This is a genomic window from Curtobacterium citreum (assembly GCF_006715175.1).
In the GTDB taxonomy this organism is placed as follows: domain Bacteria; phylum Actinomycetota; class Actinomycetes; order Actinomycetales; family Microbacteriaceae; genus Curtobacterium; species Curtobacterium citreum.
The window spans coordinates 3,449,417-3,468,461 of record NZ_VFMQ01000001.1 but is presented as its reverse complement, the minus strand read 5'-3'; the positions used below and the strand labels follow the sequence as shown (position 1 = coordinate 3,468,461).

Below are 19,045 nucleotides of genomic sequence, written 5' to 3'. Positions count from 1 at the left end.
GGGTCCGTGTCCCGCGATGATGGGCACGTGATCGATCGACCGGGACTGGGCGCCTTCCTCCGCCGTCGCCGAGCGGCCCTGCAGCCCGCCGACGTCGGCCTGCCACCGGGCCAGCGCCGTCGGACCGACGGCCTGCGACGCGAGGAGGTCGCGACGCTCTGCCACATGTCGGCCGACTACTACGCCCGGCTCGAGCGGGGCACCGGGCCGCACCCGTCCGAGCAGATGGTCGCCGCGATCGCGCAGGGACTGCACCTGAGCCGGGCCGAGCGGGACCACGTGTTCCGCCTGGCCGGGCACCGACCGCCGGACCACGGCGCCGGGACGGACCACGTCGGCCCGGGCATGATGCGGATCTTCGACCGGCTCGTCGACACCCCGGCCGAGGTCGTGTCGGAGCTCGGCGAGACCCTGCTGCAGACACCCCTGGCGGCGGCGCTGTTCGGGGACGCGCGCGAGCGGCAGGGTCGCGCTCGGTCGATCGGGTGGCGGTGGTTCACCGACCCGGAGGCGCGGGCGCTGTTCCCCGTGGAGGACCGGGAGGAGACGGGTCGGCTCTACGTCTCGTCACTCCGCGAGATCGCTGCGCGTCGGGGCCCCGGGTCGACCGCGGCCGGGTTGGCCACGGCGCTGCTCAAGCGTTCGGAGGAGTTCCGGGCGCTCTGGGACGAGCAGGAGGTCGGGCTCGTCCCGGGTTCGGTGAAGCGCTACGACCACCCCGACGTGGGGCGGCTCGAGCTGCAGTGCCAGATGCTGCTCGACCCGGAGCAGGCCCACGTGCTGCTCGTCTACACGGCGGAACCGGGGACGGTGAGCCACGAGCGGCTCCGCCTGCTGTCCGTCCTCGCGCCCGCCTGAACGAGCGCCGCCCGATCGTCAGCGCCGTGTCGTCAGCGCCGTGTGGTCAGGGCAGGTGCTCCCCGGCGCCCCACACCCGCTGCACGTCCAGCTCGGGTGACAGCGCCACGAGGTCGGCCGCGTACCCGGGCGCGATCCGACCCAGCCGGTCGCCGAGCCCGAGCGCGGCGGCGGGGACGGCGGTGAGCGCTCCCACGGCGTCGGGCAGCGACGCCCCTGCTTCCGCCACGGCGAGCCGCAGCGCCCGGTCCTGGGTCAGCGTCGACCCGGCGATCGTGTCCGTGCCGGCGACCCGCGCGACGCCTTCCACCACCTCGACGCTGAGCGACCCGAGCGCGTACGAGCCGTCCGGCGACCCGGCCGCGGCCATCGCGTCCGTGATGAGCGCGACCCGCCCCGGTGCCCCGCGGAGCAGGACCCGGGCGACCGCGGGGTGCACGTGCACACCGTCGAGGATGAGCTCGAGCGTCACCCGGTCGTCCTCGAGTGCCGCGGCGATCGGGCCCGGCGTCCGGTGGTGCAACCCCGGCATGGCGTTGCACGCGTGGGTGAGCAGTGTGGCGCCCGCGTCGAACGCGGCACGGGCCTGGTCGTACGAGCAGACGGTGTGCCCGACGGCGACGACCACCCCGGCGTCGACGAACCGGCGGACGGCGTCGATCGCCCCCGGCAGCTCCGGCGCGATCGTGACCTGGCGGAGGACCCCGGCGCCGGCGTCGAGCAGGGCGTCGACGACGTCGGGCGTGGGGTCGACCAGGAACGACTCGTTGTGCGCGCCCTTGTTGTGCGGCGACAGGAACGGTCCCTCGAGGTGCGCCCCGAGGACGAGCGGGTCGGTCGCGGCGACGGTGCGGATGCGCTCGAGGGACGCCACGAGCGAGGGCAGCGGGTTCGCGACGAGGGACAGCACCGAGCGGGTCGTGCCGTGTGCGCGGTGCACGGCGAGGGCGGCGTCGAACGCCTCGTCCTCGTAGGCGGCGCCGGCACCCCCGTGGCCGTGGAGATCGACGAACCCGGGCGTCAGGACGGCGTCACCGAGGTCGAGCACCTCCGTCGCCTCGGGTGCTGCGGGGCCGGAGCCGACCGCCTCGATGACGGCACCGGCGAGCAGGACCCAGCCGTCCGCCGTGGACCCGGCCGCGTCGACGACGTGTGCGGCGCGGACCAGGGTGCGCCGCGCCTCCAGGCCGGAGCCCGGAACGGAACCCGAACCCGACACGTCGCTCACGCCGTCTCCCGACGGAACGCGACCACCCCGGACAGCGCGGCCACCACGATGAAGACCAGTCCGACCACCGGGTGCCCGAGCGACACCCACGCCGCACCGCCTGCGATGACGAGTGCGACCTCGACGATCACCTTGCCGACCACGTCCGTGTCGATCGGCGACCGGGGCGACCGGAACAGGAACCACACGACCGCGGCGAACAGCGGCGCCCCGACCATGAACAGCACGCCCGGGAACGGGAACGGCCACGCCAGGTAGCCCCAGTACGCCAGGGACAGCAGGCCGAACGCGCACACGACCACCCGCAGCACGGTCCATGCGGACACGGGCCGGGACGGCCGACGGGATGCGGCCGGCTCGGTGGGCGGCGGGACCTCGCCCCAGTCGACCGGGCTCTGCGGTGCGTTCGTCATGTGGTCCTACTTGAAGATGATCGTGCGGGCGCCGTCGAGGAGCACGCGGTCCTCGGCGATCCAACGCACCGCCTGGGTGAGCGTGCGGGACTCCTCGTCCTGGCCGATGGACACGAGCTCGGACGGGTCCTTGGTGTGGTCGACCCGGACCACGTTCTGCTCGATGATCGGGCCTTCGTCGAGGTCGCTCGTCACGAAGTGGGCCGTCGCACCGATGAGCTTGACGCCGCGGGCGTGCGCCTGCCGGTAGGGGTTCGCCCCCTTGAAGCCCGGCAGGAACGAGTGGTGGATGTTGACCGCCCGACCCTGCAGTGCCGCGCAGAGCTCCGGCGACAGGATCTGCATGTAGCGGGCCAGGACGACGAGCTCGATGTCGTGCTCGTCGACGGCGTCGAGGATGCGCTGCTCCATCGCCTGCTTCGAGGCCGGGTCGGTGACGGGCCGGTGCTCGAACGGGACGGAGTAGAACGACGCCAGACCGGCGAGCTCCGGGTGGTTCGACAGGACGAGCGGGACCTCGATCGGGAGCTGCCCACCCCGCTGCCGGTAGAGCAGGTCGTTCAGGCAGTGCCCGGCCTTCGACACGAGCACGAGCGTGCGCATCGGCCGGCCGACGACGTCGAGCTGGACGCGGGCGTCGTAGCGTTCGACCACGGGGGCGAGCGCCTGCTCGAAGGCCGCCCGGTCGACGGGGGCCATGACCTGCAGCCGCATGAAGAACGTGTTCGTGTCGGCGCTCGAGAACTGCTGCGACTCGGTGATGTTGCCGTTCGCCGCCACGACGGCTCCGGACACGGCGTGCACGATCCCGGGACGGTCGTCGCAGACGAGCGTGAGGGTCCAGTGCGTCGGGGTCTGGTGCGCGTGGGTCTCGTGCGCGGGGGTCGGGTCGGTCACCGGAACAGGCTACCGGCCGGGGTGGGCACGTTCCGGCGGGGATCGGACGCCGGATCGGGCCGTCACGCGGGACGCCGGGTCGGCCCGCCCCGGGATGGAGCAGGAAACGTCGGCTCGGTGCTGCGGACCCGACGTCTTCTGCTCCATCACGGCCGCACCAGCCGCACCAGCCGCCGCCGCCGCGCACCGACGGGAGGCCCGTGGCCCGCCCGCTCCGCCGCCCCCGTCAGCGCGTGGTCGCCCGGGCGAGCGCCCGGTCGGCGAGCGTCAGCACGCTGAGGAGCACGCCGACCCCGAGCATCACCCACGCCAGCACGTGCAGGTCCGGCGTGGTGGGCGCCTGTCCGAACACGCCGCCGATCAGCGAGGACGCCGCGATCGCGCCGATGTAGACGCTGGTCCGCGACAGCCCGGCGGCCGTCCCGATGTACTCCGACGGCACCACCTTGTACAGCGCCGCCTGGTTCGACACGGACGCCAGGGCCTGCGGCACCCCGAACAGTGCCGGCACCACGAGCAGCAGCACGAGGGGCGACCCGGCGTGCAGGAGCAGCAGGAGCCCGGCACCGAGCAGGGGGGTGAGCGCCGCGACGACGAGGGGCCCGCGGACCGCGGTCTTGCGGGCGACGAGGAACGACGCGACCCCGGCGACGACCGCGGCGGGCAGCTGCAGGTACCCGGCCACGTCGCTCGGGTACCCGGCGACGTCCTGCACCCACTGCGAGAACCCGTAGGTCATCGTGTACGCGAGCAGGTAGGTCAGGAACAGCCGCGCGTACGTCCGCGACAGCGCGCCGTTCCGGACGAGCAGCCGGACGTCGACGAACGGCTGCGTCGCCCGGAGCTCCCACCGGACCAGGGCGACGACGAGCACGACCGCCACCGCGAGCAGCCACCAGAGCCCGGCGGCCAGGTCGAGCAGGAACACGAGCAGGGCCGAGACCGCGCCGGTCATCAGCAGCATGCCCACCGGGTCGAGCGCGGTGCGGACCGGCACCCGGTCGGTGTCCTGCGGGCGGAGCCGGTCGGAGGGCAGCCACATCGCCGCGACGACGATCCCGAAGACCGCCAGGGGGACGTTCACCAGGAAGATCGCGTGCCACCCGAACGCCGCGATGAGCGCACCGCCGAGGGGTGGTCCGGCTGCGGCGGACACGAGCGAGGTGATCGACAGCGCACCGAGCACGAGGGGCGGTGTGGGCTTCCCGATCCGTGCGGAGTGCTGGCGCAGCGTGGTGAGCGCCGCCGGGTACGCCGACGAGGTACCGATGCCGATGAGCACGCGCGCGGTCACGGCACCACCGAACCCGGTCAGGACCTCGGGCACGACCCCGGCGACGCCGACGACGACGAGCCCGGCCAGGAAGACCTTCTTCGGCCCGAACCGGTCGGCGAGCTTCCCCATCGTGGGCTGGGCGACCGCGCTCGCCAGGTACAGGGCGGCGACGAGCCAGATCGCCTGCGACGCCCCGATGCCGAGGTCCCGCGAGATCGGCGCGAGGGCGACGGAGACCATCGTCGTGTTGATCGGGTTGAGGAGCGGCCCGACCAGGACCGGGATCAGCAGCTTCGGGCCGAAGCCGCTGCCGCCGTCCGGGGACGCGACGGTGGGCGTGGGGGAGGTCGAGGTGGACGTGGTGGGGCTTCTTCCGGGTCAGGCTTCGGTGAGCGGGGTGAGGATCTCGAGCGCGCGGGCGACGGTCCGGCGGTCGTCCTCCGGCAGCGCCGCGAGCCGCTCGGCGAGCACGCGGGTGCGGGTGGCCCAGGCGTCCTCGCGCGCGCGGGAGCCGGTGTCCGTCGCGCGGACGAGGGTGCGGCGGCCGTCGTCCGGGTCCGGTCGGCGCTCGGCCAGTCCGAGGTCGACGAGTGCCTGGACGGTCGCGCCCATGGACTGCGGCCGGACCCCCTCGGCCCGGGCGAGGTCGGCGACGGTGGACTCACCGTGGCGCAGCAGCCGGCCGAGCGCGGCGGTCTGCGAGGCGGTCACCTCGTCGGCCTTGCCGGTGAGCAGGGTCCGCCGGATCCGTCCGTGCAGGGTCAGCAGGTCGCCGGCGAGCTCCTCGGATGATTCCACACCGGAACGGTACTCCTCCCGCAGGAGAACTTGCAAGGCTGCCTTGCGATTCCGTCGGTGCTCAGGCGAGACCGTCCGCTCGCGCGCTGACCGTCCCGTCGGTCGTGAAGGGGCGCAGGGCGCGCGCCACCGACTCGCCGCCGTCGGGGAACCACGTGTTGCTGGCCAGGACGCGTGGCCAGGCCGCGGCGAGCAGCTCGCGTCCGGCGTCCGTCAGGTGCAGCCGGGAGGCTCGTCCCCGACCGGGTGCAGCACCGCGCGCCACGAGTCTCCGCGTCGCGAGCGACTCGACCAGGCTGCCCATGCTCTGCGCGCGGACCCCCACCGCCCGCGCGAGCTCGGCCTGGTTGAGCTCGTCGGCGGCGGCGAGCTGCACGAGTGCGCCGAAGCCGACGGGGGTCAGGCCGAGGGGCGCGAGTTCCTCGTCGAGGCGGCGGGCGAGCTCGCGCGCGGCACGGACGACCGTCCACGCGGCGATCGCGTCCACGTCGTCGTGGGTCACCGAGAAGTCGCTGGACACGCACCGATGGTACCGGCGTACCGTCGAGTAACAGGAAACTGATACCGAAGGAGGAGCACCGTGACCGAGACCATCGCCATCACCGGGGTCACCGGCGACGTCGGCGGGAAGACCCTCGAGCTGCTGCACGCCGAGGGTGTCCAGGTTCGCGCCGTCGTCCGCCGTCAGGACCAGGCCGAGCTTCTCCGTGCACGGGGCGTCGACGCGCGGCTCGCGGACCTCGACGACCTCGACGCCCTGACCCGGGCGCTCGACGGCGTCGACCGGTTCTTCCTCGTCACCCCGGTCAGCGAGCGGCAGGCCGAGCAGGGGGCGACCGGCGTCCGGGCGGCCCAGTGCGCGGGGGTCCCGCGGGTCGTGCACCTGTCCGGGGGCGACGCCGCCGAGCACTCCCCGATGCCCTGGGCCGCGGCGGCCTGGCGCACGGACCGGCTGCTCCGCGCGAGCGGGACGGCGTGGACGATCCTGCACCCGTCGGCCTTCATGACGAACCTGCTGCCCTCCGCGCCGGCGATCCGTCGCGGCTGGTTCCCGCACACCACCGGCCGCGGCCGCGCCGGGTGGATCGACACCGCCGACATCGCCCGCACGGCCGCGACCGTGCTGACGACCGACGGGCACGACGGCACCGAACCGGTGCTCACCGGCCCGGCGTCCCTCGACGCGCACGGCATCGCCGACGAGCTGACCGCCGGCCTCGGCCGACGCGTCCGGCCGCTGCACCTGCCGAGCCGCGTGTACCGCGCCGTGGTCCGCGCCGGCGGCGTGCCCGCCTGGCAGGCCGAGGGCCTCCGCCAGCAGTTCGGGCGGGTGCTCCGACGGGGTCTCGACGGCGTCGACGTGATGCGCGACGACGTCACCCGGATCACCGGGACCGCGCCGCGCCCGCTCCGGGCGTGGGCGGCCGACCACCGCGACGACCTGCTCGGGTGAGGCGCGGGGCGGACGTGCCCCGTGCCTCCCGTCCGGTCGTCAGCGCGCGGACGTGAGCGTCGCGACCAGGTGTTCCTGCACGAACCCGAGCCAGTCGTACACGTCCCGGAGCCCGACACCGGCGTCGCCGGTGTACGACGACTCCTCGGTCGCGGCGTCCACGATGCCGAGCCGCTCCGCGATCGTGAGCCGCAGGTCGGTCAGGCAGCGGAGCCAAGCCTGCTCGTCCTCCTGGGTGAGCACGCCGTCCCGCGCCCCGGTCGCCCACGCCAGGACGACCCCCGCGTTCGTGGTCTTCTGCGCCAGCAGGTCCGACCGCGTGTACTGCGCGAACTCGGCGCTCGCCTCGGGGTCCTGCGGGTAGGCGTCCGGGAACATGCGCGACGCGATCGGGTCGTCCGACAGGTCGCCGTCGAGCACCTGCTGCAGCTGCTCCGTCAGGCTCGCGAGCAGGGCGCGCTCGCCGGAGGACAGGCCCAGGTGCACGCCGTCCCGCCGTCGCACGAACGGGATCACGCGTCCGCTCCCGGCGCCCGCTCGACCGTGGCCTGCAGGCCGAACCCGTGCATCGCCTCGACGTGGCGTTCCATGGCCTCGCGCGCGCCGCTCGCGACGATCGCCCGCCCGTCGACGTGCACCTGGCGCATCAGGTGGTCCGCGCGGTCGTGGCTGAAGCCGAAGTAGCTCTGGAAGACGTACGTCACGTAGGACATGAGGTTGACCGGGTCGTCCCACACCACCGTCGTCCACGGCACGTCGTACCGGGCGCGGAGATCGGTGCGTTCGTCGAGCTCCGGGCTGCTCAGGGTCATGCGACAAGGGTGACACGAACCGACCGGCTCGGTACGATCGACGGGTCGCGACTGGCGTTGGATGGGTCACCATCGGGGAGCGACACCTGACACGGAGCGCGGCCGTACGCCTGGGCCGCGCCCACCAGTCCACCTCGTCGTGCACGCGCGCGACGGAACAGACAACGAGGAGTCCCGTGTCCATCACCGATCTGCCCGCTGCGTCCACGCAGTCGACGTTCAACGCCCCGCTCAGCGCGGTCGATCCCGAGATCGCCAAGGTGCTCGAGCAGGAGCTCGGCCGCCAGCGCGACACCCTCGAGATGATCGCGTCCGAGAACTTCGTCCCGCGCGCCGTGCTCGAGTCGCAGGGGTCCGTCCTGACGAACAAGTACGCCGAGGGCTACCCGGGCAAGCGCTACTACGGCGGCTGCGAGTTCGTCGACGTCGCCGAGCAGCTCGCCATCGACCGGGCGAAGGCCCTGTTCGGCGCCGCGTACGCGAACGTCCAGCCGCACTCCGGCGCCAGCGCGAACGCCGCGGTCCTGCACGCCATCGCCTCCGCCGGGGACACCATCCTGGGCCTCGAGCTCGCCCACGGCGGTCACCTGACCCACGGCATGAAGCTCAACTTCTCCGGCCGCATCTACAACGCCGTGTCGTACGGCGTCGACCCGGAGACGTTCGAGGTCGACTACGACGACATCCGCGCCAAGGCCGTCGAGCACCAGCCCAAGGTGCTCATCGCCGGATGGTCGGCCTACCCCCGCCAGCTCGACTTCGCGAAGTTCCGCGAGATCGCGGACGAGGTCGGCGCGACCCTCTGGGTGGACATGGCGCACTTCGCGGGCCTCGTCGCCGCGGGCCTGCACCCGTCGCCCCTGCCGCACGCCCACGTCGTGTCGTCGACCGTGCACAAGACCCTCGCCGGTCCGCGCTCGGGCATCATCCTGTCCAACGACGAGTCGCTCTTCAAGAAGCTCAACTCGGCCGTGTTCCCGGGCCAGCAGGGCGGTCCGCTCATGCACGTGATCGCCGCCAAGGCCACCGCGTTCCTGCTCGCCGCGCAGCCCGAGTTCAAGGACCGCCAGGAGCGCACGCTCCGCGGTGCCCGTCTGCTGGCGGACCGCCTCACGCAGGCCGACGCGAAGGCCGCCGGCATCGACGTCCTCACCGGCGGCACCGACGTGCACCTGGTGCTCGTCGACCTGCGCGAGTCCGAGGTCGACGGCAAGCAGGCCGAGGACCTGCTGCACCAGGTCGGCATCACCGTGAACCGCAACTCCGTGCCGTTCGACCCGCGCCCGCCGATGGTCACCTCGGGTGTCCGGATCGGCACCCCGGCGCTGGCGACCCGCGGGTTCGGCGACGCCGAGTTCACCGAGGTCGCCGACATCATCGCGCTGACGCTCATGCCGAACCCGGACATCGCGGCACTCTCGGCCCGGGTGAAGGCGCTGGCCGACGCGTTCCCGCTGTACGCGTGAGCGCCGCGCCCTCGATCGCGCCCCTGCCGCGCGAGCGCTGGGCGGGTGAGGGCAGTGCCGTCCGCATCGACGGCACCGCCCTCGCCGCCCGCACGCTCGACGACCTGAAGGTCCGGATCGACCGGCTGCACGACCACGGGTTCCGACCCGGTCTCGGCACGATCATGGTCGGCCAGAACCCCGGCTCGGTGTCGTACGTCGCCGGCAAGCACAAGGACTCGGCGCAGATCGGGCTCGACTCGGTCCGCATCGACCTGCCCTCGTCCGCGAGTGCCGCCGACATCAGGGCGGCGATCCTGCAGATGAACGACGACCCCCGGGTCACGGCGTTCATCGTGCAGCTCCCGCTGCCGCAGGGCATCGACCCGATCCCGATGCTCGAGCTGATGAACCCGGCGAAGGACGCCGACGGCCTGCACCCGACGAACCTCGGGGAGCTCGTCATCGCGGTCCCCGGTGGTGCCGGGACGATCGACGCCCCGCTGCCGTGCACTCCGCGCGGCATCGTGGCGATGCTCGAGGCGTACGACGTCCCGATCCGGGGTCAGCACGTCACGATCATCGGGCAGGGGCTCACCGTCGGCCGCCCGCTCGGGCTGCTGCTCACCCGGCTCGAGGCCACGGCCACGCTGACGCACTCGCTGACCGAGGACGTCGCCGCCGAGTGCCGTCGCGCGGACATCATCGTCGCCGCGGCCGGGGTCGCCCGGCTCGTCCAGCCGGACTGGGTGCAGCCCGGGGCGGCCGTGATCGACGTGGGCATCAGCCGCATCGTGGACCAGGACACGGGCAAGGCGAAGCTGCACGGCGACGTCGACCCCGCGGTGGCGTCCGTCGCGGGGTTCCTCTCGCCGACACCGGGCGGCGTCGGGCCGATGACCCGGGCGATGCTCATGAAGAACGTCGTCGAGGCCGCCGAGCGCCACCTGCACTAGACGAGCGCCTCCTGCACTGGCCGAGCGCGTGCCGCGGGCGGCCGGCCCGCCGCCGGCCCGCTGCTTCTTCGCCGAAGCGACAGATCGCCGTGGGATGTCCGCGGCGATCTGTCGCTCTCGCGGGCTGGTCGCGGCCGACCGACGGACGGGAGGCGCGGCTGGGGCCCGCCACGCGCCTCCCGTTCAGCGGGTGGCGGCCCCAGAGCCGTTCGCACAACAGGAAGCAGCTCGCGCCGTGGGGATCCGTGGCGCGAGCTGCTTCTGGTTCCGCGGCGCTCAGTCGCGCCGGGCGCCCTGCGCCGCGTGCACCGTGAACACGTTCGGCTCGCGGTACCCGGACGCGGCGAAGGCGGCCGTGACGGCGTCCGTGATCGTGCCACGGGCCTCCTGGTCGACCAGCGCGATCGCCGCACCGCCGAAGCCGCCACCGGTCATCCGCGCGCCGACCGCACCGTGCGCCATCGCGGTCTCGACCGCCAGGTCGAGCTCCGGCACCGAGATCTCGAAGTCGTCACGCATCGACTCGTGCGAGGCGACGAGCAGCGACCCGATCGCCCGCGGTCCCTGCTCGCGCAGCGTGCGCACCGTGTCGAGGACGCGCTGGTCCTCGGTCACGATGTGGCGGACGCGACGGAAGGTCTCGTCGTCGAGCAGCTCCTGCGCACGGGGCAGGTCGTCGACGGACACGTCGCGCAGCGCCTCGACGCCCATCGCTGCCGCGCCGCGCTCGCACGAGTCGCGCCGGGCCTTGTAGCCGCCGGTGGCGTGCGCGTGCTCCACGCGGGTGTCGATCACCAGGACCTCGAGGTCGTTCGACTCGAGCGCCAGGTCCACCACGGCGGTGTCGAGCGTCCGGCAGTCCAGGAACACGACCGCGTCCTGCTCGCCGAGGAGCGATGCCGACTGGTCCATGATGCCGGTCGGGGCACCGACGGCGTGGTTCTCGGAGTACTGCCCGACGCGGGCCAGCTGCTTGCGTGAGAGGCCGAGGTCCCACAGGTCGGTGAACGCAAGCGCCACGCCGCACTCGATCGCGGCGCTCGACGACAGGCCCGCGCCGACCGGGACGTCCGACTCGATGAAGACGTCGAAGCCGGACTTGCCGGACAGGTCCGCACCGGCCTGCTCGCGGAGCGCCCACGCGATGCCGAAGACGTACGCCGACCAGCCGCTCATGCGCGACGGGTCGAGCTCGTCGAGGGAGAGCTCGTGCACCGCGTCGGGCTCGAACGCCGACGCGACCCGGAGCAGACGGTCGTCCCGCTGCCCGATCGACGCGACGGTCCGCCGGTCGATCGCGAAGGGCAGGACGTACCCGTCGTTGTAGTCGGTGTGCTCGCCGATCAGGTTGACCCGACCCGGCGCGGAGTACCGCACCGACGGCTCGTACCCGTAGACCTGCTGGAACGTCATGCGCGTTCGATCCCTCCTCGGATGAACTCGGCCGCCTTCTCGGGCACGAGGTCCCCGATCCAGGCGCCCATGGCGGCTTCGCTGCCGGCCAGGAACTTCAACTTGTCCGCCGCCCGACGCGGAGAGGTGATCTGCAGCATCAGGCGCACGGTGTCCCGCGCGACGTGCACCGGCGCCTGGTGCCAGGCGGCGATGTACGGCGTGGGGGTGTCGTACAGCGCGTCGAGTCCGCGGGTCAGCCGCAGGTGCATCGACGCGAGCTCGTCCTTCTCGGCGTCGGTCAGCCCGGCGAAGTCCGGCACGTGCCGGTGCGGGAGCATGTGGACCTCGATCGGCCAGCGCGCGGCGAACGGCACGAACGCCGTGAAGTGCTCGCCCTGCAGCACGACGCGATCCGAGCTCCGCTCGTTCGCCAGGTGCTGCTCGAACAGGTCCGGACCGAAGCGCTCGATCGACGCGAGCAGGCGCTGCGTGCGCGGGGTGACGTACGGGTACGAGTAGATCTGCCCGTGCGGGTGGTGCAGCGTGACGCCGATCGCCTCGCCGCGGTTCTCGAACGGGAACACCTGCTGGATGCCGGGCAGGGCCGAGAGTGCGGCGGTGCGGTCCGCCCACGCCTCGACCACGGTGCGGGCACGCGACTCGGAGATGGATGCGAACGAGCCGCTCGTCTCGGGGGAGAAGCACACGACCTCGCACCGCCCGACCGACCGCAGCTGGCGGTTCAGGCCGACGTCGGACAGCGACTCGAGCGACTCGGGGGCGTCCTCGGCCTCGAGCAGCGGCCCGAACGACGGCGACCGGTTCTCGAACACCGCGACGTCGTACCGGCTCGGGATCTCGGAGGGGTTCGCGGCCGTCTGCGGCGCGAGCGGGTCCTGGTCGGCGGGCGGCAGGAACACTCGGTTCTGCCGGCTCGCCGCGATCGACACCCACTCGCCCGTCAGGACGTCCTGCCGCATCCGCGCGGTCTCGGGTCGGGGGTCGAGGACACGCTCGTCGATGCTGCGCTCGGCGGGCAGCTGCGTGTCGGCGTCGTCGAAGTAGATGAGCTCGCGGCCGTCGGCGAGCGTCGTCACGCGCTTGGTGATCACCGGACGAGCCTAGCGCCTCCGCGAAGCGTTGCGAAAGTCTCCGTAAGTGCGCGAAACTGCAACCGTGAGCGCTGACGATCTGTCCTTCCTCGCCGGCGCCCTCCCGGCACCCCTGCGGCAGGACCGCATCGTCTCCATCGTCGAGGGCGCGCCCGGACTCGTCCGGACCGCCGCCCTGGCCGCGGCCCTGGGCACGAGTGAGGTGACGGTCCGCCAGGACCTCGCCACGCTCGAACTGGAGGCACGGATCCGGCGGGTGCGCGGCGGTGCCGTCCGCCTCGGGGTCACCTCCGGCGAGCGGCCCCTCGAGGAGACCGCGGTCGAGCACCAGGTCGAGAAGGCGGCCATCGGCCGCGCGGCGGCCGACCTCGTCCGCTCCGGCCAGTGCGTCGTGCTCGACGTCGGCACGACCCCGGCTGCGGTGGCGACGGCGCTCGTGGCGCGGGCGGACCTGGCCGACCTGACGATCGTGACGAACTCGCTCACCACGGCCCTCACGCTCGAACCCGCCGTGCCGCGGTTCACCGTCGTCGTCACCGGCGGGACCCTGCGGCCGCTCCAGCACTCGCTCGTCGCGCCGTTCATGGGTGCCGTGCTGCCCGCGATCGCCGCCGACGTCGCGTTCATCGGCGGCACCGGGCTCGACGTCGAGCACGGTCTGACGAACGTCAACCTGCCGGAGACCGAGGCGAAGCGGATGCTCGCCGCGACGGCCCGGCGTACCGTCGTGGTGGCGGACGGCTCGAAGTTCGGCCGGGTACACCTCGGTGTCGTCCGTCCGCTCCAGGACATCGACGTCGTCGTCACCGCCGGCACCACGGCGGACGCGGTCGCCCCGATCCGGGCGGCGGGCGTCCGGGTCGTCGTCGCCGACGGGGACGGCACCGCAGCACCAGACGGAAGGAAGGCGACCGCATGACCGCAGCAGCACCCACCGGGGGGCAGTACCACCTCCGTCACGCCGGACAGACCGGGGTCGTCGAGGCCGTCGTCACCGAGGTCGCCGCGGGCATCCGCGAGCTCCGGGTCGCTGGCTTCGACCTGACCGAGCCCTTCCCCGTCACCTCGGCCCCGCCCGGCGCGGACGGCATCGTGCTCGTGCCGTGGCCGAACCGGGTCGCCGGCGCCGTGTGGGAGCTCGACGGGAAGCGGCAGCAACTCGACGTCTCGGAGCCGAAGTACGGCAACGCCTCGCACGGCCTGCTCCGGTTCTCGCCGTACCGCGTCGTCTCGCAGACCGAGTCGGCGATCGAGCAGCAGGCCACGGTCCACCCGCAGCACGGCTGGCCCTTCACGCTCGAGACCCGCGTGCACCACGAGCTCGTCGACGACGGCATCCGGGTGACGCACACGATCGTCAACCGCTCGGGCGTCCGGGTGCCGTTCGCGGTGGGGGCCCACCCGTACCTGCGCGCGGGCGACACCCCCGCCGAGGACCTCGTCGTGACGCTGGACGCCGCGACCGCCTTCACGGTGGACGCGCAGAAGATCCCGGACGGCACCGTCGCCGTCGAGGGCACGCCGTACGACCTGCGCGCCGGGGTGCGGGCCGGGGACGCCGACCTCGACACCGCCTACCGGGACATCACCCCGGACCAGGACGGCGTCCGCCGCACCGCGTTGCACGGCCCCGAGGGCGACGGGGTCGAGCTGTGGCAGGACGCCTCGTTCCCCTACGTCCAGGTGTTCACCTCGCGCGAGTTCCCCCGCGGCGACGGCACCGGGCTCGCGGTCGCGGTCGAGCCGATGACCGCGCCGGCGAACGCCCTCAACTCGGGCGAGGGGCTGCGCTGGCTCGAGCCGGACGAGTCGTGGACCGGTACCTGGGGCATCCGCCGCGTCTGGTCCTGACGGCGCGGGCGGGCCAGCGCAGACGCGGACGACGAAGGCCGCCCCGACGGGGGCGGCCTTCGTCGCGTCGTCGTGGGTGGCGCGTCAGGCGCGGCGCATCCGGAGCGCCTCGACCGCCAGAGCCTCGGTGCCGTACCGGCCGACCTCCTGCGCCCACGCGGGGTCGTCCCCGCGCAGTGCGACGTAGTCCTTGCGCTGTCGGCAGACGTAGCCGAGGACGGTCTGCGCGTTCGCGACCTCGATGAAGTCCTTGCGGATGTGGCGGGTGCTGACCTGCGCGTTGCGGCGCAGGGTGTCGAGCAGGAGCTGGTTGCTCATGCTGGTGTTCGTCGCTGCCGCGAGCTCGACGATGCGGCGCGCGTCACCGGTGGTGCTGGTCTGCGTGGCGTCGATGGGCTCGGTCACGGTGTACCCCGTTCGTTCTGTCGTGGTGCTGTGCTCCAGGATCCGCTGATCGGATCCGGGCACGACACTATCGGCGTCCCGCCAACAATCGGCTGAACGACGACTGAACTGTGCAGAGGACGCGCCATGAACACGCTGTGGACGCCTTGTACCCCGTCGCAGCCGCGCGCCAGCGCTCAGCGCAGCGTGATCTCCTCCACCGTCGCGGCCACGGTCTGCGGATCGGCGCTCGAGTACCGCGCCGCGCAGGACCACCGGACCGCCGTGCGCTGCCCGACCTCGTCGCGCTGGACCGAGGACGTGCCGGAGACGTCGAGCACGGTCGCTGCTGACGAGCTGTCCGACGCCTCCTGGACCCCGGAGCCGCGCGTGTCGACGACCTTCCAGGGCGTCTCGTCGTACTGGTCCCGCCACCAGGCGACGATCGCCGGCCCCATCCGCTGCTCGCACGCTGCCCGGGCGACCCCCTGCACGGCGTCGTCCGGCTGCGTGCACCCCGCCAGACCGACGGACGCCAGCACCCCGAGCGCGAGCGCGACGCCCGCAGCGGTGCGGATGCGCGTGACCACGGCACTCCTCGCGGGACGGGGTGGACGGTGACGGTGTCGGGAGCACGTTGGGCCCCGTGGGGCTCGAACCCCGACCCTCGGATGTGAAGGCGGGGTCCAGGAGGGTGGTGGGCCCCGTGGGGCTCGAACCCACGACCCTCGGATGAAAAGGCGGGGTCCAGGAGGGTGGTGGGCCCCGTGGGGCTCGAACCCACGACCCTCGGATGAAAAGGCGGGGTCCAGGAGGGTGGTGGGCCCCGTGGGGCTCGAACCCACGACCCTCGGATGAAAAGGCGGGGTCCAGGAGGGTGGTGGGCCCCGTGGGGCTCGAACCCACGACCCTCGGATGAAAAGGCGGGGTCCAGGAGGGTGGTGGGCCCCGTGGGGCTCGAACCCACGACCCTCGGATTAAAAGTCCGGTGCTCTACCGACTGAGCTAGAGGCCCTCACCCGCAAGGCTAGCGCGTGAGGACCCCCTGCTCGGGAACGGACGGCGGACCGGTCAGCTGCGCCGACCGGTCAGGGTGCGCAGCAGCCACAGGACCAGCGCGACGACGAACAGGACGATGCCCACCCAGAGCAGGAACTTCAGGCTCGCGGTGAAGCCACCGACGAACAGCAGGATGACCGCGATCACGGCCAGGATGACGAGCAGGGCGTTCATGGATGGTCCTCTTTCCGACGTCCGACCAGGGGTACCTCCCCGCCGGAGCAAGGTACGCCGATCGATCCGGTTGCGTTCAGGGCGAACGGCACTCGTGGGCGTCACCGGCCGCGCCTACACTCTCCGGGTGCCTCGCGATCACCACCGTCCCGTCCACTTCACCGACCAGGAGTTCGCCGCGATCCAGGGCGGTGACGACCCGGCCGTGGTGAACCGCGTCGCGCACGAGACCGCGAACGCGCTGCTGCACCGTGTGCGGCAGGACCCGGACCCGGCGGTCGTCGAGCGCCTCGTGACCTACACGGATGTGCACGGCATCGACGCGATCGCGGAGCTGTGGGCACGGGTGGGCGCACACACCCTGCCGGGGGCGCTCTGGCGGATCTACCTGGTCCGCACGGTGATCCGGCAGAACCCCGAGGAGATCGCCTACTTCTTCCAGCGCGGCACGGAGCGGATCGGCACGATCGACCAAGCCGTCGCGGGTGCCGAACAGCCGACGGGCCCGGCCGAGATCCTGACCCTGGCGGACCGGATCCTGCACGGCCTGTACACGGGGGACCTCGCGGTCGCGCTCGACCGTGGTGCCGCGTTCTGCCGGCTGACGGCGGCCGGGGCGACCTCGGTGGCGGACGACGCCGACCTGACCGCCGACGACCGTTCGAGCGAGCTGACCCGGCGGGCGCTCCGCCTGACGGAGCTCGCGGCCGACCTGACCGAGGCGGCGGCGCTCTGGCGTCGCGACAGCCTGGACTGAGACCCGGCGGCACACCGACACGAGTCGCGGCGTCCGCGCCACACGGCGCCGGAACGGCCCCGGACAGCAGAAGACCGGGCCGCAGAAGCGCCTCTCGGCGCGAGGCCGCTCGAAGCGGCGAATTTTGGAGCCCGGGGCTTGCTGCGGCCCGGCGACACCGAGTCTACGAGAACCGTCCTGAGCACGAGGCCGTGTTCACTCTCGACGGACACGACCGCCACCCGGGCGTGCCCCGCACACCGGGACGGGCGACGCGTGCGCCGGAGCGGGAGCGCGACGACCGAGCGCTCCTCGAACTCCGGGCAATCCGCTCCGACGACCGCGCCGAACAGAGGGTGTGACGCTCCTCGCGGACGTCACGGCGGGGTCCGTGCGACCCGGTCCGGTACCCGCCGGTCAATTCCCTGCGGGCCGTGCGGCCCCGCTCACGAGCACGACCCGCCGCGAGGAACCCGACCAGACGACGATCCGCTCCCGCACCGGTCCCTGTGAAGCACCGGCACCGCGGGTCACGAACGCACCGAGAGGAGGCGAAACCTGCAATGCTTGCCCTCGTGGAACGCGACACGGAAGCCTGGAGCTCGGCCGAGCCCGCTCCCGCCTCGCCCGACGACATGCTCGCTCGCGTCGCCGACGGCGACCAGGCTGCCTTCTCCGAGCTGTACGACGCGCTTTCCGGACGGGTCCTCGGCCTCGTGACGCGGCTCCTCCGGGACCGTGCGCAGTCGGAAGAGGTCACGCAGGAGATCTTCCTCGAGGTGTGGCAGCAGGCTGCGCGCTTCGACCGGTCCCGGGGCACGGCGGCCAGCTGGGTCCTCACCATGGCGCACCGTCGCGCGGTCGACCGGGTCCGCGCCTCGCAGTCCTCGCACGACCGCGACACCAAGATCGGCATCCGCGACCTCGAGTCCGGGTACGACCAGGTGTCCGAATCGGTCGAGATCCGCATCGAGCACGAGCGGGTCAGCCGGGCGCTCGGCAAGCTCACCGAGTTCCAGCGCCAGGCGGTGCAGCTCGCGTACTACGGCGGCTACTCGCACAGCGAGATGGCCGAACGGCTCGGTGTCCCGATCGGCACCGTCAAGACCCGTCTCCGTGACGGGATGATCCGACTCCGAGACGAGATGGGGGTGACGTCATGACCGAACACCACGACGACCCTGCCCTGCTCACCGGGTCGCACGCACTCGACGCCCTGTCGGACGAGGAGCGCGCGCTGCTCGACCACGCCCTGACCACCTCGCCGGCACTGCAGGCCGAGACCGACTCGCTGCGCGAGACCGCGCTGCAGCTCGCGTACGCCGTCGAGCCGATCGAGCCGCCCGCGTCGCTCAAGGCCTCACTGATGGCACAGATCGCGCGGACGCCGCAGGTAGACGCCGCTGCTCCGGTAGACGATGCCGGCAGCGCGGCGGTCACCGCCGACGCACCCGTGGACGACCGGGAGGCACGGCCCACCCCCGTCACATCGGTGGACTCCGACTCGTCCGACGCCACGGACGCCCGGTTCGCAGGGGGCCGCGCCGCCGCCACGGCTCGCCGACGCTGGTTCCAGCGTCCGGCCGCCGCCCTCGGTGCCGCGGCTGCCGTCGCGGTCGTGTTCCTCGGTGTCGGCCTGGGCATCGGCGGTGTCGTCGGCACGGGTGAGCAGCCCGGCCCGGGCACCACGCAGGCGTCCGGCACGCTCGACTCGATCTACGCCGCGTCGGACTTCCAGCGGACCACCGCGAAGATGCCCGGCGGCGGATCGGCCACGGTCGTCTGGTCGCACGAGGTCGGCAAGTCCGCCGTCATCCTCGACGGCGTCCAGGAGGCCCCGGCCGGCAAGACCTACGAGCTCTGGTACATCGGCTCCGAGGGCACGAAGGTCGTCCCGGCCGGACTGCTCGACGGCGCCCGTGACGGTGTCCACACCGCGGTCCTCGACGGCACGCTGAGCAAGGGCGACTCGATCGGCATGACCGTCGAGCCGGCCGGCGGTTCCGACCAGCCGACCTCGGCACCGGTCATGGCCGTGCCGACCACCCAGGCCTAGCGAGCTCGCAGGCCCGACGACCTCGCACGACGGAACCCCGGGACCGAGTCCCGGGGTTCCGTCGTCACCGGCGCGACCGTTCCCAGCGCAACCGAGGAGGCCCGGTGCGCGTCCGTGGAGGACGTGCACCGGGCCTCCAGGC

At 72.9% G+C, this 19,045-nt stretch carries 22 protein-coding genes, 1 tRNA gene and 1 riboswitch; of the genes, 9 read left to right on the top strand and 14 right to left on the bottom strand.

What is annotated here, in order from left to right:
• Positions 1-27: 27 nt before the first annotated feature.
• Positions 28-858, top strand: coding sequence for a helix-turn-helix transcriptional regulator (locus FB462_RS16430; RefSeq protein WP_141863054.1), 831 nt, complete (start codon positions 28-30; stop codon positions 856-858).
• Between the two features lie 46 nt (positions 859-904).
• On the opposite strand, the gene nagA is transcribed toward FB462_RS16430, so the two are convergent.
• From nagA to FB462_RS16400, 6 genes are all read right to left on the bottom strand, one after another.
• Entirely contained in the window at positions 905-2,086 is a 1,182-nt protein-coding gene (gene nagA, locus FB462_RS16425) for an N-acetylglucosamine-6-phosphate deacetylase (RefSeq protein WP_229666861.1), read from the bottom strand.
• The gene (locus tag FB462_RS16420) at positions 2,083-2,499 is read right to left on the bottom strand and encodes a YrdB family protein (protein WP_141863052.1); all 417 of its coding nucleotides are present in this window, start codon (positions 2,497-2,499) and stop codon (positions 2,083-2,085) included. Before FB462_RS16420 ends, nagA begins: the two co-directional genes overlap by 4 nt.
• A gap of 6 nt (positions 2,500-2,505) precedes the next feature.
• Entirely contained in the window at positions 2,506-3,396 is an 891-nt protein-coding gene (gene purU, locus FB462_RS16415) for a formyltetrahydrofolate deformylase (protein WP_141863050.1), read from the bottom strand.
• Between the two features lie 226 nt (positions 3,397-3,622).
• On the bottom strand, positions 3,623-4,948 hold the full coding sequence (locus tag FB462_RS16410) for an MFS transporter (RefSeq protein WP_259550085.1): 1,326 nt from the start codon (positions 4,946-4,948) through the stop codon (positions 3,623-3,625).
• 102 nt (positions 4,949-5,050) lie between these two features.
• Positions 5,051-5,470, bottom strand: coding sequence for a MarR family winged helix-turn-helix transcriptional regulator (locus tag FB462_RS16405; protein ID WP_167510154.1), 420 nt, complete (start codon positions 5,468-5,470; stop codon positions 5,051-5,053).
• Between the two features lie 61 nt (positions 5,471-5,531).
• Complete coding sequence (locus tag FB462_RS16400; RefSeq protein WP_141863044.1) at positions 5,532-5,990, bottom strand: MarR family winged helix-turn-helix transcriptional regulator; 459 nt, start codon at positions 5,988-5,990, stop codon at positions 5,532-5,534.
• A gap of 60 nt (positions 5,991-6,050) precedes the next feature.
• Between FB462_RS16400 and FB462_RS16395 the strand changes: the two genes are divergently transcribed.
• Complete coding sequence (locus FB462_RS16395) at positions 6,051-6,923, top strand: NAD(P)H-binding protein (protein WP_141863042.1); 873 nt, start codon at positions 6,051-6,053, stop codon at positions 6,921-6,923.
• Between the two features lie 39 nt (positions 6,924-6,962).
• Here the strand turns inward: FB462_RS16395 and FB462_RS16390 are convergent, their stop codons facing one another.
• Together FB462_RS16390 and clpS are read right to left on the bottom strand one after the other, a co-directional pair.
• Positions 6,963-7,439 carry a DUF2017 family protein gene (locus FB462_RS16390; RefSeq protein ID WP_141863040.1) on the bottom strand — a complete coding sequence of 159 codons (477 nt, stop codon included), beginning with the start codon at positions 7,437-7,439 and terminating at the stop codon, positions 6,963-6,965.
• A complete protein-coding gene (clpS, locus tag FB462_RS16385; protein WP_058740975.1) occupies positions 7,436-7,735 on the bottom strand; it encodes an ATP-dependent Clp protease adapter ClpS in 300 nt (99 codons plus the stop codon). The genes FB462_RS16390 and clpS overlap by 4 nt, the downstream gene beginning before the upstream one ends.
• Positions 7,736-7,772: 37 nt before the next feature.
• Positions 7,773-7,858, top strand: a riboswitch (ZMP/ZTP riboswitch).
• A 59-nt stretch (positions 7,859-7,917) separates the two neighbouring features.
• Between clpS and glyA the strand changes: the two genes are divergently transcribed.
• Both glyA and FB462_RS16375 read left to right on the top strand, forming a co-directional pair.
• Positions 7,918-9,201 (top strand): serine hydroxymethyltransferase, encoded by a 1,284-nt coding sequence (gene glyA / locus FB462_RS16380; RefSeq protein WP_280114177.1) that lies wholly within the window; start codon positions 7,918-7,920, stop codon positions 9,199-9,201.
• Positions 9,202-9,224: 23 nt separating this feature from the next.
• On the top strand, positions 9,225-10,136 hold the full coding sequence (locus FB462_RS16375; protein ID WP_141863396.1) for a tetrahydrofolate dehydrogenase/cyclohydrolase catalytic domain-containing protein: 912 nt from the start codon (positions 9,225-9,227) through the stop codon (positions 10,134-10,136).
• A gap of 276 nt (positions 10,137-10,412) precedes the next feature.
• On the opposite strand, the gene galK is transcribed toward FB462_RS16375, so the two are convergent.
• Complete coding sequence (gene galK, locus FB462_RS16370; protein WP_141863038.1) at positions 10,413-11,549, bottom strand: galactokinase; 1,137 nt, start codon at positions 11,547-11,549, stop codon at positions 10,413-10,415.
• Positions 11,546-12,643 (bottom strand): galactose-1-phosphate uridylyltransferase, encoded by a 1,098-nt coding sequence (galT, locus tag FB462_RS16365; RefSeq protein ID WP_114849430.1) that lies wholly within the window; start codon positions 12,641-12,643, stop codon positions 11,546-11,548. Before galT ends, galK begins: the two co-directional genes overlap by 4 nt.
• A 64-nt stretch (positions 12,644-12,707) precedes the next feature.
• Here galT and FB462_RS16360 point away from each other — a divergent pair, with 64 nt between their 5' ends.
• Positions 12,708-13,562 (top strand): DeoR/GlpR family DNA-binding transcription regulator, encoded by an 855-nt coding sequence (locus FB462_RS16360; protein ID WP_114849431.1) that lies wholly within the window; start codon positions 12,708-12,710, stop codon positions 13,560-13,562.
• Positions 13,559-14,494, top strand: coding sequence for an aldose 1-epimerase family protein (locus tag FB462_RS16355; RefSeq protein ID WP_141863036.1), 936 nt, complete (start codon positions 13,559-13,561; stop codon positions 14,492-14,494). Before FB462_RS16360 ends, FB462_RS16355 begins: the two co-directional genes overlap by 4 nt.
• Positions 14,495-14,578: 84 nt before the next feature.
• Here the strand turns inward: FB462_RS16355 and FB462_RS16350 are convergent, their stop codons facing one another.
• From FB462_RS16350 to FB462_RS17450, 4 genes are all read right to left on the bottom strand, one after another.
• Entirely contained in the window at positions 14,579-14,899 is a 321-nt protein-coding gene (locus FB462_RS16350) for a hypothetical protein (protein ID WP_058740971.1), read from the bottom strand.
• A 176-nt stretch (positions 14,900-15,075) separates the two neighbouring features.
• The gene (locus FB462_RS16345) at positions 15,076-15,468 is read right to left on the bottom strand and encodes a hypothetical protein (protein ID WP_141863034.1); all 393 of its coding nucleotides are present in this window, start codon (positions 15,466-15,468) and stop codon (positions 15,076-15,078) included.
• Positions 15,469-15,817: 349 nt separating this feature from the next.
• Positions 15,818-15,893 (bottom strand) — tRNA-Lys (locus FB462_RS16340).
• A 56-nt stretch (positions 15,894-15,949) separates the two neighbouring features.
• The gene (locus tag FB462_RS17450; protein ID WP_167510153.1) at positions 15,950-16,111 is read right to left on the bottom strand and encodes a hypothetical protein; all 162 of its coding nucleotides are present in this window, start codon (positions 16,109-16,111) and stop codon (positions 15,950-15,952) included.
• 127 nt (positions 16,112-16,238) lie between these two features.
• Here FB462_RS17450 and FB462_RS16335 point away from each other — a divergent pair, with 127 nt between their 5' ends.
• The 3 genes from FB462_RS16335 to FB462_RS16325 all read left to right on the top strand — a co-directional run bounded on the left by FB462_RS16335 (position 16,239) and on the right by FB462_RS16325 (position 18,903).
• Positions 16,239-16,868, top strand: a complete 630-nt coding sequence (locus tag FB462_RS16335) for a DNA-directed RNA polymerase subunit beta (RefSeq protein ID WP_114849555.1) — start codon at positions 16,239-16,241, stop codon at positions 16,866-16,868.
• A 542-nt stretch (positions 16,869-17,410) separates the two neighbouring features.
• Positions 17,411-18,010, top strand: a complete 600-nt coding sequence (gene sigK, locus FB462_RS16330; protein ID WP_114849435.1) for an ECF RNA polymerase sigma factor SigK — start codon at positions 17,411-17,413, stop codon at positions 18,008-18,010.
• On the top strand, positions 18,007-18,903 hold the full coding sequence (locus tag FB462_RS16325; protein ID WP_141863032.1) for an anti-sigma factor: 897 nt from the start codon (positions 18,007-18,009) through the stop codon (positions 18,901-18,903). Before sigK ends, FB462_RS16325 begins: the two co-directional genes overlap by 4 nt.
• Positions 18,904-19,045 lie beyond the last annotated feature (142 nt).